Origin of the sequence: Haladaptatus sp. ZSTT2, from assembly GCF_037081775.1 — an archaeon.
In the GTDB taxonomy this organism is placed as follows: domain Archaea; phylum Halobacteriota; class Halobacteria; order Halobacteriales; family Halococcaceae; genus QDMS2.
Genome location: NZ_JBAMHQ010000001.1, coordinates 2,703,367 through 2,719,750 on the forward strand (window position 1 = coordinate 2,703,367; position 16,384 = coordinate 2,719,750).

General features: G+C 60.8%; 15 protein-coding genes. 13 read left to right on the plus strand and 2 right to left on the minus strand.

The features are described from left to right. Window positions 1-114 precede the first annotated feature (114 nt). The 8 genes from V5N13_RS14785 (at window position 115) to V5N13_RS14820 (ending at window position 8,785) form a co-directional block, all read left to right on the plus strand. Window positions 115-1,698 (plus strand): S8 family peptidase, encoded by a 1,584-nt coding sequence (locus V5N13_RS14785; protein ID WP_336361373.1) that lies wholly within the window; start codon window positions 115-117, stop codon window positions 1,696-1,698. 90 nt (window positions 1,699-1,788) lie between these two features. Beyond that, window positions 1,789-2,337 (plus strand): DUF1684 domain-containing protein, encoded by a 549-nt coding sequence (locus V5N13_RS14790; protein WP_332898695.1) that lies wholly within the window; start codon window positions 1,789-1,791, stop codon window positions 2,335-2,337. Between the two features lie 97 nt (window positions 2,338-2,434). Next, on the plus strand, window positions 2,435-3,655 hold the full coding sequence (gene ilvA / locus V5N13_RS14795; RefSeq protein WP_336361374.1) for a threonine ammonia-lyase: 1,221 nt from the start codon (window positions 2,435-2,437) through the stop codon (window positions 3,653-3,655). A 222-nt stretch (window positions 3,656-3,877) separates the two neighbouring features. Then, window positions 3,878-5,104: an ABC transporter substrate-binding protein gene (locus V5N13_RS14800; protein WP_336361375.1), complete on the plus strand. Its 1,227-nt coding sequence runs from the start codon at window positions 3,878-3,880 to the stop codon at window positions 5,102-5,104. 30 nt (window positions 5,105-5,134) lie between these two features. Then, window positions 5,135-6,199, plus strand: a complete 1,065-nt coding sequence (locus V5N13_RS14805; RefSeq protein WP_336361376.1) for an ABC transporter ATP-binding protein — start codon at window positions 5,135-5,137, stop codon at window positions 6,197-6,199. A 2-nt stretch (window positions 6,200-6,201) separates the two neighbouring features. Then, window positions 6,202-7,128: an ABC transporter permease gene (locus V5N13_RS14810; protein WP_336361377.1), complete on the plus strand. Its 927-nt coding sequence runs from the start codon at window positions 6,202-6,204 to the stop codon at window positions 7,126-7,128. Between the two features lie 3 nt (window positions 7,129-7,131). Next, window positions 7,132-7,959: an ABC transporter permease gene (locus tag V5N13_RS14815; RefSeq protein WP_336361378.1), complete on the plus strand. Its 828-nt coding sequence runs from the start codon at window positions 7,132-7,134 to the stop codon at window positions 7,957-7,959. A 127-nt stretch (window positions 7,960-8,086) separates the two neighbouring features. Then, complete coding sequence (locus V5N13_RS14820) at window positions 8,087-8,785, plus strand: helix-turn-helix domain-containing protein (protein ID WP_332898701.1); 699 nt, start codon at window positions 8,087-8,089, stop codon at window positions 8,783-8,785. On the opposite strand, the gene V5N13_RS14825 is transcribed toward V5N13_RS14820, so the two are convergent. After that, entirely contained in the window at window positions 8,782-10,119 is a 1,338-nt protein-coding gene (locus tag V5N13_RS14825; protein ID WP_336361379.1) for a glutamine synthetase family protein, read from the minus strand. The genes V5N13_RS14820 and V5N13_RS14825 overlap by 4 nt on opposite strands. A 183-nt stretch (window positions 10,120-10,302) precedes the next feature. Between V5N13_RS14825 and V5N13_RS14830 the strand changes: the two genes are divergently transcribed. Beyond that, a complete protein-coding gene (locus tag V5N13_RS14830; protein WP_336361380.1) occupies window positions 10,303-11,751 on the plus strand; it encodes an aldehyde dehydrogenase family protein in 1,449 nt (482 codons plus the stop codon). After that, complete coding sequence (locus V5N13_RS14835) at window positions 11,748-13,214, plus strand: M81 family metallopeptidase (RefSeq protein ID WP_336361381.1); 1,467 nt, start codon at window positions 11,748-11,750, stop codon at window positions 13,212-13,214. Before V5N13_RS14830 ends, V5N13_RS14835 begins: the two co-directional genes overlap by 4 nt. Here V5N13_RS14835 and V5N13_RS14840 read toward each other — a convergent pair whose 3' ends face one another. Then, window positions 13,215-13,496, minus strand: coding sequence for a hypothetical protein (locus V5N13_RS14840; RefSeq protein ID WP_336361382.1), 282 nt, complete (start codon window positions 13,494-13,496; stop codon window positions 13,215-13,217). 223 nt (window positions 13,497-13,719) lie between these two features. On the opposite strand from V5N13_RS14840, the gene V5N13_RS14845 reads away from it, so the two are divergent. The 3 genes from V5N13_RS14845 to gcvH are packed head-to-tail and all read left to right on the plus strand — an operon-like array spanning window position 13,720 to window position 16,381. Further along, window positions 13,720-14,919, plus strand: coding sequence for an iron-containing alcohol dehydrogenase family protein (locus tag V5N13_RS14845; RefSeq protein WP_336361383.1), 1,200 nt, complete (start codon window positions 13,720-13,722; stop codon window positions 14,917-14,919). Then, the gene (gene gcvT / locus V5N13_RS14850; protein ID WP_336361384.1) at window positions 14,916-15,998 is read left to right on the plus strand and encodes a glycine cleavage system aminomethyltransferase GcvT; all 1,083 of its coding nucleotides are present in this window, start codon (window positions 14,916-14,918) and stop codon (window positions 15,996-15,998) included. Before V5N13_RS14845 ends, gcvT begins: the two co-directional genes overlap by 4 nt. Window positions 15,999-16,000: 2 nt before the next feature. Next, window positions 16,001-16,381 carry a glycine cleavage system protein GcvH gene (gene gcvH / locus V5N13_RS14855; protein ID WP_336361385.1) on the plus strand — a complete coding sequence of 127 codons (381 nt, stop codon included), beginning with the start codon at window positions 16,001-16,003 and terminating at the stop codon, window positions 16,379-16,381. Window positions 16,382-16,384 lie beyond the last annotated feature (3 nt).

The window sequence follows — 16,384 nt, forward strand, 5'->3', positions numbered from 1 at the left end:
GTGAAAAACTGCCATACTCTGTGCACCAATTCTGTTCACCATTGGATAATATTTTATTCCATCTAATATTGTAGTAAATTTTATAATGTCGACGTAAGGTTGTTAGGCCGCACCATGGGTGACAAACTCCCTCTTGGACGGCGTAGATTTTTGAAAGCAACCGGTTCTGCGGCACTTCTCGCTTCGATGGGGCAGGTGGCTGCACAGGGACCAAACAACGGGCGACGACGCGGGCCAAAGGAAAACGAGGTTCTCGTAGGTGTCTCAAACGGCGCACCCGACCACCGAGAGGCGGTCGAAAAGCACGTTCCTGCACACGCGGCGGCAGTTCACGACTGCTCGTGCCTTCGCTACGTCGCAGTCAAGTTCAACGACAACGCGAGCGACCAAGCAAAGGAGAATTTCAAGAAACGCATTCGCAAGAAAGCGCACATCAAATACGCAGAAGACAATGCGACGCACTCTGCGCAGTACACGCCAAACGACACGCGTTATGGCGACCAGTACGCAGACCAGATGGTCAACGCGCCGACGGCGTGGGACACGACGCTTGGCAGCTCTTCTATCACCGTCGCCGTCGTAGACCAGGGGGTCAAATACGACCACCCCGACTTAGACGGGAACATGGACAGGAGCGTGTCGAACTACGGCTCTGACTTCGTGGACAACGACGGAGACCCGTACCCCGACGTGCTCGCAGACGAGTATCACGGCACGCACGTCGCCGGAATCGCCGCCGGTGAGGTGGACAACGGCGAAGGTGTGTCGGGTATCGGCAACTCTTCGATTCTCTCGGCTCGCGCCCTCAGTGAGGAAGGCACGGGGTCTACCTCTGACATCGCGGACGCCATTGTCTGGGCTGCGGACAACGGCGCAGACGTCATCAACCTCTCGCTCGGTGGCGGCGGCTACACGCAGACGATGAAAGACGCCGTCTCCTACGCCTACAACACCCAGGGTGTCTTTATCGCCGCCGCAGCCGGGAACGACGGCGCAGGCTCCGTGTCGTATCCGGCGGCCTACGCCGAGTGCCTCGCCGTCTCCGCGCTTGACCCCGACGGCTCGCTCGCCTCGTACTCGAACTACGGGAGCAACATCGAACTCGCCGCACCCGGCACGAACGTCCTCTCGACGTGGACCGACGACGGCTACAACGAGATTTCTGGCACGTCGATGGCGACGCCCGTTGTCGCCGGGGTTGCCGGGCTGACGCTTGCCCAGTGGAGTGTCTCTGCGTCAGAACTCCGGACGCACCTCAAGAACACGGCGGTTGACGTGGGACTCTCCTCGAACCAGCAGGGAAGTGGCCGGGTCGACGCCGGAAACGCCGTGACGACCGACCCCGCAGACGGTGGCTCAGGCGGTGGCGGCAGTGGTGACACCGACACGACGACGGTGAATGACTCGCTTTCGAGCAGCGCTGATGCTGACTGCTGGTCGTACGCGTGGAGCTACTCGGCACCGAGCGAGGTCGAAATCACGCTGTCAGGCCCAAGCAGCGCTGACTTCGACCTCTACGTGAGCGACGGCACGGGTGCCTGTCCGACGACGTACTCCTACGACTACTACTCCTACAGCGCGAACAGCGAGGAAGCGGTCATCATCACGAATCCGGACGTTTCGACCGACCTCCACATCCTCGTCGATTCCTACAGCGGGAGTGGCAGCTACGACCTGACCATCATCGAGACGCAGTAGAGCTCGGCTGCAACTTCTTTTCTTTCCTCGCACGCGAGCGCCGATGCTGTAGACGTAAGCGTTACCCGTGAGCGTCTGATAACCCCGCCAATGAGCGACGCCGCGTTCGACGCAGACCAGTGGGCTACGGAACTCGAAACCCACCGCGAAGACAAAGACCAGTTTTTCAGAGAGCACAAACAGTCGCCGGTCGCCCCTGAGAACAGAGATCAGTTCGACGGCCTCCAGTACTTCCCTCCAGACCCGGCCTACCGAATCGAGGCGACGGCAACCGTCCACGACGACCCTGACACCGTCTCGCTCGAAACGACGGCCGGGCCCGAAGTCGAGTACGAACACTCGCTCACGCTCACCTTCGAGGTGCGCGACGACGAGTTCACCCTCGCCGCCTACCGCCAAGGGGACGGCCCGTACTTCGTCCCGTTCCGCGATAAGACGACGGGCCAACAGACGTTCCAGTACGGTCGCTACATGGAATTCGAAACCGACCACGAAGTCGAAGATGGCGACGTGCTCACGCTCGATTTCAACCTCGCGTTCAACCCGTTTTGCGCCTACTCAGACGCCTTTACGTGTCCGTTGCCACCGCGCGATAACTGGCTCGACGTGGTCATCACCGCGGGCGAGAAGTGGGAGTAAGCCGGAGCGACCGGCTCCGAATTGACCCGGTGTACTGATAAATTCCCGGCGAAGAACGCGAAACTGTTTATACGGCCTTATTGGGTATTATGCACCAATGGTCAGTATCGAACTGAGTGATATTCGGGCGGCGCGAAAACGGTTCGACAACGAGGCCGTTGTCCGCCACACACCGCTCGAAACGAGTCGTTCGCTGAGCCGAATGTCCGGCGCTGATGTCCACCTCAAGATGGAACACCTCCAGCGCACGGGGTCGTTCAAGACGCGCGGTGCGTATAACAAGCTAAAGCAGGTTGCGGCGGCGGGTGGCGTCAATCGCGTCGTCGCCGCAAGCGCCGGGAATCACGCTCAAGGCGTCGCCCTCGCCGCGACGACGGTTGGCATCGACTCAACCATCGTGATGCCGAAAAGTGCCCCACAGACAAAAATCGACGCGACCCGCGACTACGGCGGCGACGTCGAACTCCACGGGAGCAACTTCCCCGAGGCGATGGCGTACGCGAAGACGCTGACCGAAGCCGAAGACACCATCTTCGTCCACGCATACGACGACCCCGACATCGTCGCCGGGCAGGGAACGATTGGCCTAGAGATTCACGCAGACCTTCCGGAAGTCGATACGGTCATCGTCCCAATCGGCGGCGGTGGGCTGATTGGCGGCATCTCGACGGCGCTCAAGGCACTCGACCCCTCGATTCACATCGTCGGCGTCCAAGCCGAAGCGGCGGCAACGGTTCCAGAGAGCCTCGACAAGGGCAGCCCTCACTCGATTGACCACCCGGACACGATTGCAGACGGGATTGCGACCGGCGGCATCTCTGAGTTGACCTACGACCTCATCGAACGCCACGTAGACGAGGTCATCACCGTCTCTGACGACCAGATTTCGAGCGGGATTCTCATTCTTTTAGAGCGGGCAAAGCAGTTGGTCGAAGGGGCCGGTGCCGTGTCGGTCGCCGCACTGCTGAGCGACGATTTAGACGTAGAAGGCGAAACCGTCGTCCCACTGCTCTGTGGCGGGAACATCGACATGTCCATGCTCCAGACGGTGTTGACTCACGCGCTCACCGAACGCGCACAACTGCTTCGCCTGCGCGTGAAAATCGACGACCAACCCGGCAAGATGACCCAGATTTCCGGCATCATCGCAGACGAAGGGGCGAACATCCGCGACGTGCGCCATGACCGCGCCGTAGACGACCTGCGCGTTGGCGAAGCCTACCTCGTCTTCCAAGTCGTCACGAGCGGCACCGAACACGCAAAGTCAATCGGGAAGGCCATCGAACGAGCAGGCTACGAAGTCGAGCGGATGAACTAACCGCTCTCCGGCGTTCTTTCTCGCAGAACAGTCCGCAAAAACCGACAGACAGCCCTGCAGTTGACCGGCGGCCGACTGCGATGGATAATAAACGGACGCACATATGTGGCAGAATGGTATTGGTCTACAGCCCAAAATCTTGTCAGACGTGACCGAGGTAACTGATAGCATACATGTTACTCAACACTGACACTATCGGCACGCAACCGAGGTCGAGTAACCATGAGAGATGAATTAGAATTTTCGAGACGAGAATGGCTGAAAGCAACTGGTGCGCTGGGTGCGACCGCCGCGTCCGGCCTCGCGGGCTGTCTTGGCGGCGGCGGTGGCGGCGGCGGCGACGGTGACGCGCTTTCGATGATTGAAGCCGAACCCCACCCCCAGTTGTACGAACCAACCGACGCGGAGAAAAACAACAAAGAAACGCTCGCACACCTGACGTGGACGGGCTACGACGCAGAGAACGTCCAAGGGCCGTTTCGGCAAAAATTCAACGCCGAAACGAAAATCGACCTGTTCACGTCGAATCCGAAGGCGTTCAACCGCTTGAAGTCGGGTGAGTGGCAGCAGTTCCACCAGGCGACGTTCGACATGGCGTGGATTCCCCGGCTCGCAGAGGCAGACCTCATCCGACCAATGGACTACGAGTCGTGGAAGCCCTACACCTTCGACCAGTACATCGACCTGTTCAAGCGCGAAAACGGCTACAAGTACGCCTTCCTCAACGAGGACGACTACTCGTTCGACACGGAAGGCAAACTCTACGGCCTCCCACAGCGCTTCGGGTGGGCGTCGTTCGCGGTGAACACCGACACGGTCGCAAAGAGCGACTACAAGAGCTACGACGCCGCGTGGTCGGGCGACTACAACGTCGGCGTCTACGACCTGATGTTCTGGGGCATCCAGATTATCATGCTCCGGGAGGGCATCGACCCGTTCAAAGAGCACACAGAAGAGGAAGTAGAACAGGTCAAACAGGCCACGTTCGACCTGTTCGACAACGCGACCACGCTGCTCCCTGACTTCGCGTCGATGAATCAGGCGCTCAAAGCCGGTGAAATCGACATCGGATTCATCAGCGGCAACTGGATTAACGGCACGCTTCGTCGCGACGGCAACTACGAGTTCGAAGCCGTCGTGCCGGACGAAGGGAGCGTCATTTGGGTCGAAACGTCCACCTTCGTGAAAGGCGAGCAGCCGGACATCTCTGACAACTACATGGCCTACATGATGAACGGCGAGAACGCCCTCAAGCTCTCGTGGCCAAGCTCGGGCGGGACGAACGTCGTGCCCCACAAAACGGCGTGGGAGAACTACAGCGACGAACAGCGCAAGGTGCTTCGGGTTGACGACGTTCGCGACATCATCGAACGGAGTGTCTTCTACGAAGGCATCCCGGACTTAGACAAGTTCGAACCCATCTGGCGCGAAGCGAAGACCCGCATCTAGGCCACCTCCATCCCGACACACACCACACACATGTTACAAGCGACAAATCTACGCAAGGAATACGGCTCGCTCGTCGCCGTCGAGGACGTCGATTTCGAAATCGAGTCCGGAGAGTTCGCAACCATCGTCGGCCCCTCCGGCTGTGGGAAGACGACGCTCCTCCGGATGATTGCCGGCCACCTCACCCCCACCTCCGGAACCCTCGAATTCGACGGCCAAGACATCACGACGCTCGAACCACAAGAACGGCCGACGAGCCTCGTGTTCCAGTCCTGGGCATTGTTCCCGCACATGACGGTGCGAGAGAACATCGAGTTCCCCATCAAAGCCCGCGGCGGCGAGGTGAACGGCAAAGTAGAGGAACTGCTCTCGCTCGTCCGCCTCGAACCCGACGTGTACGCAGATAAGCAGGCAACAGAACTCTCCGGCGGGCAAAAACAGCGGGTTGCACTCGCGCGGTCGCTCGCCTACGACCCGGACATCCTCCTGCTCGACGAACCGCTCGCCTCGCTCGACTACGTGCTCCAAAAGCGTCTGCAACGCGAGTTGGCAGACCTGAACGTCGAACTCGACATGACGTTCATCTACGTCACCCACTCACTCGAATCCGCACTCGTCATGAGCGACAAGCTGTTCGTCATCGACGACGGCAACATCATCCAGACCGGCCCGCCAGAGGAGATCTACCGCAATCCGAACAACAAGTTCATCGCGGAGTTCATGGGCGACGCGAACGTGTTCGAGGTGGACACGACGGTGCGCGAGGACACGGTACTCGTCACCGGAGCCGAATTCGATGGTTCGACCGAGGTGCCACGCCAAGGGTCGAGCGACGACCGCCTCACGCACCTCGTCGTCCGCCACGACGACTGCGCCGTCGAACCGACGCTCACCCGTGACATGGGCACTGAGGTGAAAGTCACCAACGTACTCATCAAGGGGAACACCGCACTCATCGAGGTCAAATCGATGGGTGCAGGCGCTGAGTACGTCGCAGAGATGAGCTTCGACCGCGTCCAGCAACTCGGCATCGAGATGGGCGACACGGCCATCCTCCAGTGGGAGGCGGAGAAAGCAATCCCGGTTCCGGAGTGACCATGTCTACGATAGAAAAACTCCAGCACCAGCTTGGCAGTGAGCGCGACGAGAGCATCCTGCGTACGCTCATCAGCCCGCCGACGGTGTTCATGATTCCACTCACGGTGCTGTTGGCGTTCATGTTCATCGGCCCGATTCTCTCCATCGTGTTGTTCTCGGTGATGCCGGGCAACAACCTGACGCTCAATCCCGCGACGTGGACGCTCGCAAACTACGCAGAGATTATCGGCGGCGTCATTGATGGGACGGGCGTCTACGGCGAGGTGATGTCGAACACCGTGCTCATCAGCGTCGCCACGACGCTCGCAACGCTCGTGTTCTCCTATCCGGCGGCCTACGCACTCGCGCGCAAAATCAAGCGATTCAAGCTGCTGTTCTTGCTCTCGCTCATCGTGCCGCTGTTCACGAGCGTCAACATCCGCGTGTTCGGGTGGGTGCTGTTTCTCGTGAAAAAGGGCGTCCTGCAGAGCCTGCTTGCCCAGTTCGGGATTACGACGCCGTCGCTGCTGTATCAAGAGTGGACCATCATCCTCGGGACGACGTACGTCTACATGCCGTTCATGCTGTTCCCGATTTACCTCTCCATCGGAGCCATCTCCGACGAGACGTTCGAGGCAGCCCGTGACCTCGGCGCGAGCCGGTATATGCTGTTTCGGGACATCGTGCTCCCGATGAGTAAACCGGGAATCATCATCGGGTGTCTGTTCGTGTTCGTCCTGAGTCTGGGTGCCGAAGTCGAGGCACAGCTGCTCGGTGGCGGGTCGATTTACACCGCTGCGAACAACATCAGCTACTCGTTTGGCTACTCACAGAACTGGCCGCTCGGGTCGGCACAGGCGGTTGGCCTGCTCATCATCACGGTCATCGCCGGTATCGTCATCCTGCGGACAATCGACCTGCGTGAAATCGCCTCACGGGGGAGCTAACCAATGAGTACAGACCAATCCACCTCACTCGCGTCGCGCATCGGGGGCGGCCTCTGGTACGGCTACGTTGGACTCGTGGCGCTGTTTTTCATGTTGCCACTGTTCAGCCTCGTCATCGCGTCGTTCTACGACGGCCAGATTTTCTCGTTCCCCTACGAGTTTACGACCGACTGGTACGCGAAGGCACTCGCCTCTTCGAGCGTGCAGTCTGCGGTGTTGACGACGGCGAAAATCACCATCCCGGTGACGATTCTCTCGACTATTATCGGGACGGCTGGCGCGCTTGCCTACACCCGCCACGAGTTCGCGGGCCAAGAGCTGTTCAAAATCTTCGCGCTGTTGCCCATCTTCTTCCCGCTCATTCTTCTTGGGCTGGGGATGTCGATGTGGTCGAATCTGACCGGCCTCGGCTATGGCGTGCTGCCGGCGATTATCGGTGAACTCGTCTGGATTTCACCCATCGTGATGTTCGTCGTCTCCATCACCGCGCTGAGCGTCGACCCGAACTTAGAGGAAGCCGCGAGAGACCTCGGGGCGGACACGGTGACGCTGTACAAAGACGTCATCTTGCCGCTCGTCTCCGATGGAATCGTGTCAGGTGCCATCTTCGCGTTCGTCCTCTCGTGGAACAACTACTACATCGTCTCCTACCTGAAGGGCTCTGACATCACCGTCACGACGTGGATTCATGGCCGGATGACCCAAGGGTTTACGCCCATCGTCCCGGCGCTCGCGTCGATGATTTTCTATCTCTCACTGGTGTTGCTCGTCATCGCTGTCATCATCGAACTGCGCGGCGAGAAAATCAAGGCAGCGCTCAGCCGCGACTAGCGCTCGTTCTCAGCATTTTTTCTCACACCGTAAACAGTCACGCGGTCCAGTCAATCCGGTACGGAGTAAAGACAATCCGCAGATATATGTGGTGTGCCAGCCAAGCGCACTCAATTCCTATACTCACATGCTCGAATACACCTTTAGCATCAAACATCGAGGGTGCTGGACGGAGGCGGTCAACGTCACATTTCCCGACATCGAAGCGACCATCATCTACTCCTATCGACTGGGACGCACGAGCGTGACGATGATAGAGGCGACCAACGTCACCGACCCGGACGCGTTCGTCGCGTGGCTCTCCGACCACGAAGTGATGACCACAGCCCACCTCATCAACTACGACGACGACCAGCAGACGGCGTTCGTCAGCCTCTCCGGTGACTACGACACGGAGACAGAGCCGGTTCTCAACGTCCTCTTGCGAAACGAGTGCTTTCCAACTGTGCCGTCAACGGTCGAAAACGGCTGGGAACACTGGAGCGTCGTCGCCTCCTCACACGAACTCGTGAGCAAAGCCCACGAAGAGTTGCGCGACCTCGGAACCGTCGAAGTCGAGTCGCTCAAATCCCCGGAGCTCGACCGCCTCCTGACCGGGTTGACCGAGGTCAAACAAGCCGTCCAGAACCTCTCGCCTCGCCAGCGAGAGGTGTTGAGTCGGGCCATCGACGAGGGCTACTACGACTCGCCGCGGGCGTGTAAACTCGCGGAACTCGCGGAACTCGACTCTGCGAACACCTCGACGGTTGGCGAGCATCTCCGCCGGTCTGAGGCGAAAATTCTCAAAGCCGTAAAACCCCTCCTCACGAAAGAAGCGAACTCTTAGAACTCGTCTACGTACTCGTCGCGCTCCCACGACGTGACGTGGTTCTGGTAGCGGTCGAACTCGTCGCGCTTGATTTTGATGAACTCGGTAACGAGGTCGTCGCCGAGCGCGTCGCGGAGCACTTCGTCTTGCTCTAAGTGCTGGAGCGCACCCCACAGCGTCCGTGGGAGCGTCTCGTAGTCTTCGTTGTACGCGTTCTTGGTGGTTGGCTCGCCCGGGTCGGTCTCGTTTTTGATGCCGTCAAGCCCCGCCGCGAGTGTGGCGGCCATGGCGAGATACGGATTGATTGAGGTGTCGGGAACCCGGTGTTCGATGCGGCTTGCGCTGCCGAGCTCCGGTGGAATGCGGAGAACGGTCGAGCGGTTGTCCGGCCCCCACGCAATCGACGAGGGTGCCCAGATGCCGGGGATGAGGCGCTTATACGAGTTGACCGTCGGCGCACAGATGGCAGTGAGCGCCTTCATGTGGTCGAGCAGCCCGCCGATGAAGTAGCGCGCGTCGTCAGAAATCCCGGCTCCCTCTGCTGGGTGTTGGCCCGCCGGGAAGTCGAGGTTGTTCTCGGCTGCGGCGAACTGATTTTCCTCGACGGTGCTGTCCCACAGGCTGAGGTGAAAGTGCATCCCGTTTGCGTCCTCGCCCGAGTAGGGTCGGGGCATCATGGTCGCTTTCAGGCCGTGGCGACGCGAGATAGCTTTCAGCATGTGGCGGAAGAACATGACGCCGTCCGCCGCCGTGAGTGGGTCGTCGTACTTGATGTTGACCTCGTACTGGCCGGGCTGGGACTCTTGGTGTGCACCGGTGACTTCGTAGCCCGCGGCGGCCATCGCCTCGCGCCAGTCTTCGAACTGCGAGCGCGCCTGGTCTACGGCGTCCATGTCGTACGAACAGCGCGTGTTGAAAGGTTCGAGGCCGTCTTCGGTTTCGACCATGAGCGAGAACTCCGTCTCGATTCCGGCGAGCGGCGTGTACCCTTCTGCTTCGAGTTCGTCGATGACGTTCTTGAGCACGCCGCGCGAACAGAGGTCGAGTTGCGCACCATCGACGCGCGTGAGGTCTGAGAACACCATCGCGGTGTTCTCCTCCCACGAGACGGGCTTCAACGATTCTTCGTCTGGCACCGCCATCATGTCGCCGGACTCGGGCCCATACTTTGGGTCGTCGAGCAACCCGGGTTCGAGCGTGAGTTCCGCAACCCCGTTTGCAAACCCGACACCCTCGTCTGTGGCGTGTTCGTACTCCGCTTTCGGCAGCGAAATCCCACGGGCGACACCGTTCAAATCTGTCCACACCAGTCTGACCCAGTCAATGTCGGCTGTATCAAGTTGCACACTCATCTAAGCGTCTGTGTAGTCAACGCATGCCACAGTCCATAGCCTTTGACCCGCAGACTTGCGATATATTATAACTGCACTCGCTCCCTCGGCCGGTTTTTCCGCCTGACCTGCGGTGACACCCGTTATAAAGAGTCCCAACATGGTGGAGTAACCGATAGGCGTGTCACCGATGTTCACACTCGTATGGTTGAATACGAACTGCTCATTGACGGCGACAAGCGAGAGGCGGGAGAGAGCCTCACCGTCACGAATCCAGCCACGGGCGAATCGCTCGGCAGCGTCGCGAAAGGGACGCGCGAGCAGGCCCGGGAGGCAATCGCCGCGGCAGCGCGGACGAAAAACGAGTGGGCGAGCGCCCCACCCAGTGAGCGCACAGCCGCGCTCACTGAAGTCGCAGACGAACTCGAAGCGGTCGCGGGCGACCTCGCGTACCTCCTCGCAGAAGAGACCGGCAAGCCACTCGCCACCGCCGAGGGTGAAGTCGGTGAGACAATCGCCCAGTTCCGATTCTACGCGGGCGTCACCGACAAGGTGAGAGGCGACACCGTTCCGACGCCCGACCACCGGTTCAACTACACGAAGCGGGTTCCCTACGGCGTCACGGCGCACATCGTTCCGTGGAACTACCCGCTGTTGCTCGGCACGCGGAGCATCGCCGCCGCCCTCGCAACCGGCAACACGCTCGTCATCAAACCGCCGAGTCAGGCACCGCTCGCGACGATGTGGGTGTGTGAACTCATCGTCGAGGCGACGCCCGCAGGCGTCGTGAACGTCGTGCCCGGGTCGGGTAGCGACGTCGGCGACGAACTCGCGTCGAACGCAAACGTCGATGCGATCACGTTCACCGGGTCAGTCGGCGTGGGCCAGCACGTCCTGTCGGCGGCGGCAGAACACATCACGCCCGTGGACGTGGAACTCGGCGGGAAGGCTCCCGCAATCGTTCTCGACGATGCCGACGTAGAAAACGCCGCCCGTGGTGTGGTACAGGGCATCTTCTCGAACAACGGACAGAACTGCGTGGCCACCTCCAGACTCGTGGTTCACGAATCGCTCCACGACGAGTTGGTCTCGCGCATCGTAGAAAAGACCGAACGCATCACCCTCGGGCCGGGAACCGACCCCGAGACGGACATGGGGCCGGTCATCACCGAGAGCGCACTCGAAGAGATGCTGGCGTACGTAGAAGGGGCAAAGGCGGAGGGTGCAACCGTCATCGCTGGCGGAAAACGCCCGGACGACCCTGCGCTCGCAGACGGCCATTATCTCGAACCGACGATTATCGACGGCGTGACGAACGACATGACCGTCGCGTGTGAGGAAATCTTCGGGCCAGTGCTCTCGATTATCACCGTCGATTCGACCGCTGAAGCCATCGAGGTGGCGAACGACTCCCGGTTCGCGCTCGCCGCCTCACTCTGGACGGACCGGCTTGCGGCGACGAAACTCGCAGACGACTTAGACCACGGCCTCGTCGCCGTGAACACGTTCCCCGTCTCGATGCCACAGAGTCCGTGGGGCGGGAACAAAGAATCGGGCATCGGGAGAGAGGGCGGTCTCGAAGGGGTCGAAGCGTTCACCACGGTCAACAGCGTCGTCGTCGAGTTCGACGAGATGGAGGACCCCTACCTGTGAGCGGTAAAACCGTCGTCGTCGGGCGCATCAAACACGAGACGCACACGTTCTCGTCGCTCACGACGGATTACGACGAGTTCGCGGCCACGTCGCTGTTCTTTGGCGACGAAATCATCCCCGAGTTCACCGACACGAACACCGACCTTGGTGGTTTTCTCGAGGTTGCGGACGAACAGGATTGGGAGGTCGTCCCGACCGTCGCCGCGAACGCCACTCCCGGTGGCATCGTCACCGACGAGGCGCTCGAATCCTTCCTCGATTCGCTCGTCTCGGGCGTAGAGGAGGCAGACCCGGACGCAGTGTTGCTTGGCCTCCACGGCGCGATGGTCGCAGAGAGCCACCCCGACGGAGACGGCTACATCCTCGAACGCGTCCGCGAGGCGGCAGGCGACGTGCCGGTGATGGCGACGCTCGACTTACACGCGAACATCTCAGACAGAATGGGCGAGTTGGCAGATGGGCTGTTCGGCTACGACACCTACCCGCACGTCGACATTGGGGAAACCGGCGTCGAAGCCGCAGAAGCCATGGCTGCCACGCTCGCTGGCGACCTCGATCCGGTCGTGGTCATAGAACGAGAGCGGTTGCTGCCGCCGCTGCCACCGCTCCAGACGGCCATCGAACCGATGCGGTCGCTCCTTGATTCGGCTTCGCAGCACGAACACGCTCTCGCGCCCGACATCTCGGTGTTCGGCGGCTACGCCTACGCAGACGTGCCAGAGGCTGGATTCAGCGTGGTCGGCGTCACCGACGCCGCGTGTGCGGAGAAGACGCGAGCGGTCTGTGCAGAACTCGCGAGCGAAGCGTGGGACCGGCGAAGCGAGTTCGACCGGTCGTACACGTCGGTCGAAGCCGCCGCCAGCGAAGCTGCGGAGTGGACAGGCGAAAAACCGCTGTTGCTCGCAGACATCTCGGACAACCCCGGTGGCGGGGCCGCAGAGGACGGCACGGTGCTCCTCGAAGCCCTACTCTCGGCGGGCGTCGAGAACGCCGCCCTCGCAATGCTTTACGACCCGGCCGCAGTGGAGGCGGCCGTCGAAGCCGGTGTCGGAGCCGACGTTGCAGTCGAACTCGGCGGCCACACAGAGGCAAACGGCGACCCGCTTTCGGTGACGGGAACGGTGCATCGCATCACCGACGGCACGTACAGAAATCGCGGCCCGATGTCCACTGGGTTGCAGGTGAGCTTCGGGAAAACGGCCGTCCTCGACGTAGACGGCGTCTCGGTTATCGTCGGCTCACACCGCCAGCAGCCCTACGACCCCGAGGCGTTCCGAAGTCAGGGTATCACGCCGGAAGACTGCGCCGTGCTTGTCGTGAAAAGTACGGTGCACTACCGCGCTGGTTTCGAACCGCTCGTCGGCGAGATTCGAGAGGTAGCGACGCCGGGAATGGCAGACCCAGACCTCACGCAGTTCACGTACGAGCACGTTTCGCGGCCCATGTACCCACTCGATAGCTGATTAAAACTCGTCGTCTTCGATGGGGAGCGCTTCGTCGAGAAGCGCTTCGAGTTCGTCGTCATCTGCACCTTCTTCTTTGGCAAGTTCGCGCATCGCCGCCCGCCGCGACCGGTCGCGCGCGGTTTCGAGCGCATCGATGAACTGGTCTGCCTGTCCAGTGGTAAGCAATACTTGGTCTGACCACTCGCCGTCGTGCACCTTTATCCGAACCCCAATCGCGTACTGTTCGGGGGTACGGATAAAGCGGACTTCGAACTCGTCTTGTCCAGTGATTTTCGCCATTCCTCACTTGCATGTTACGTGCAATATACTTAGGCGGGCCGGTGGAAACCGACGCACGGAGCTATTTAAACATCCGCAGGTATGTGGCAGAACCACCTTGCACGCTAGAGAGCAACACACAGGTTGCATGACCGGTGTGTTCAGCTCCGAGACACTGCCGTGGGCTGTGGTTGCCCGCGTGGTTGACGTTAGCTCGACGGGCACACCATCCACGTAGCATATCATGACTCAACAATCTCAGATGTGGAACGTCCCCAACCGAGTCCTCTTCGGTGCGGGTGTGGCGTCCCAGACCGGCGATTATGTCGAACGATTCGGTGCAGACACCGTCCTCATCGTCACCGACAGCGGCGTCAGAGACGCGGGCGTGTTAGCGCCCATCCTCGAATCGCTTTCGGAGGCGGGCAAAACGTACGAAATCTTCGATGGAGTCGAACCCGACCCGACAGACACCGTCGTTCACGCGGCCGCAGACGCCTACGACGATGCGGACGCAGACCTCTTGCTCGGCGTCGGCGGCGGGTCGTCGATGGACACCGCGAAGGCCGCGAGCATCCTCACGACCAACGATGGCCACATCCTGGATTTCGAGGGGTCTGGAAACGTTCCGAACCCCACTCCACCAAGCATCTACATCCCGACGACCTCGGGCACGGGGAGTGAAGTTGGCCACTGGTGTATCGTGAAAGACTCAGAGACGAACATCAAAGAGGAGATTGGCGACGTCAAACTGCTCGCTGACCTCGCGCTCATCGACGCAGACCTGACGAAAAGCGCGCCGCCGCCGGTGAAAGCCGCGACCGGGATGGACGTGCTCACCCATTCCGTTGAGGCGTACGTCTCGATAAAAGCCCAAAGTCAGACCTCCGCGCTCGCGCTCGATTCAATCGAGAAAGTCGGCGCGAATCTGGTTCGGGCCGTCGAATATCGCGGGGGCGACGACGACGCGCTCGCGAACATGGCGCGCGCCAGCACCCAAGCGGGCATGGCGTTCAACGGGGCGGGACTCGGCGCGGTACACGCGCTCTCCCACCAAGTGGGCGGTAAATTCGGCGTCCCGCACGGCCTCGTAAACGCGATTATCCTCCCGTACGTGATGGAGTTCAACCTCCCGCAGGTACCAGAGAAGATGGTGGAAATCGCGGACGCGCTCGGTGAGTCCATCGACGAGGACGAACCCGCGCGCAAAGAGGGGTACAAAGCCGTGCGTGCCACCCGACAGCTCGCAGACGACGTTCGGATTCCGCGAACGCTCGAAGCGACGGCCGCAAAGCGCGAAGCCATCCCCGAACTCGCAGAACAGGCGCTTTCGGATGGCAGTCTCACGGGGAACCCGCGCATCACGACGCAAGACGATATGGAACGTCTCCTCGAACGCGCGTTCGACGGCGTCTTCGAATACGAAGCCATTCTCGACGAATGAGCCTACGCGAGTCACCACTCGGGGCCATCCACCGCGAGCACGACGCGAAAATGACGGACTTTGGCGGCTGGGCGATGCCCGTCAAATACACCTCGATTACCCACGAACACGACGCCGTCCGCAATGCAGTCGGCATCTTCGACGTGAGTCATATGGGTGAGGTGTTCGTCTCGGGGCCGGACGCGACGGAACTCATGAACCGGCTCACGACAAACGACGTGGCCGACCTTTCTGCCGGCGACGCCCAGTACGCCTGTATCACCCGCGAAGACGGCATCATCGTAGACGACACGGTGGTGTATCTGCTCCCCGACGGCGAGACGTACCTGTTCATCCCGAACGCGGGTCACGACGAGGAGATGGAAGCCCGATGGCGCGACCATGCAGCCCAGTGGGACCTTTCGGTCACCATCGAGAATCGCACGCTGTCGACCGGCATGGTCGCCGTACAGGGGCCACACGCCGTCAAACGGGTGAACGAAGAAGCGTCCACTGACGTGTCTGCGCTCGGCCGGTTTTCCGTCTGTGAAACCGCTATCGGCGGCGTCGAGTGCCACGTTGCGCGGACGGGCTACACCGGTGAAGACGGCTTCGAAATCGTGTTCGACGCCGACGATGCAGCGGCGCTCTGGAACACCTTCGAGGGAGTACAGCCCTGTGGACTCGGGGCGCGCGACACCTTACGCCTCGAAGCCGGCCTGCTCCTCTCTGGACAGGATTTCCACCCCGAAACCGAACCACGGACGCCCTTCGAAGCAGGCCTCGGGTTCGTCGTTTCTCTCGACACCGAGTTCGTTGGCCGAGACGCACTCGTAGACGCAGACCCCGACCAGTCGATGGTCGGCATCGAACTCGACGGACGGGGTGTGCCTCGCGCAGGATGTTCGGTCCTCAAAGCAGACGAGCACGTCGGGGAACTCACGAGCGGGACGATGAGTCCGACGCTCGACCTTCCAATCGGGATTGGCTACGTTGACGCCGACGTGGCCGAACCCGGCACCGACGTCGAAATCGACATTCGGGGGCGTTCGATTCCCGCCATCGTCGAAACGCCGCGATTCTTACAACGACACCAGTAACCATGTTTGACATCCCAGACGACCTGAAGTACGCAGCATCGCACGAGTGGGTCGCCGTCGAGAACGGCACCGCAACCATCGGCATCACGGATTTCGCCCAGGACGAACTCGGAGACATCGTGTTTGTCGAACTCCCGAGCGAGGGCGAGGAGATTTCCAAAGACAGCGAGTTCGGCGTCGTCGAATCCATCAAAGCCGTCTCAGACCTCTATGCCCCCATCTCGGGCACGGTCGAAGCCGTAAACGACGATTTGACGGACGCCCCCGAGTTGGTGAACGACGACCCGTACGGAGACGGCTGGTTCATCACCGTCTCACTCGCTGATAGAAGTGAGCTCGATGCGCTGCTCAGCCCCGAGGCGTACGAAGAACAGACCGCCTAACGC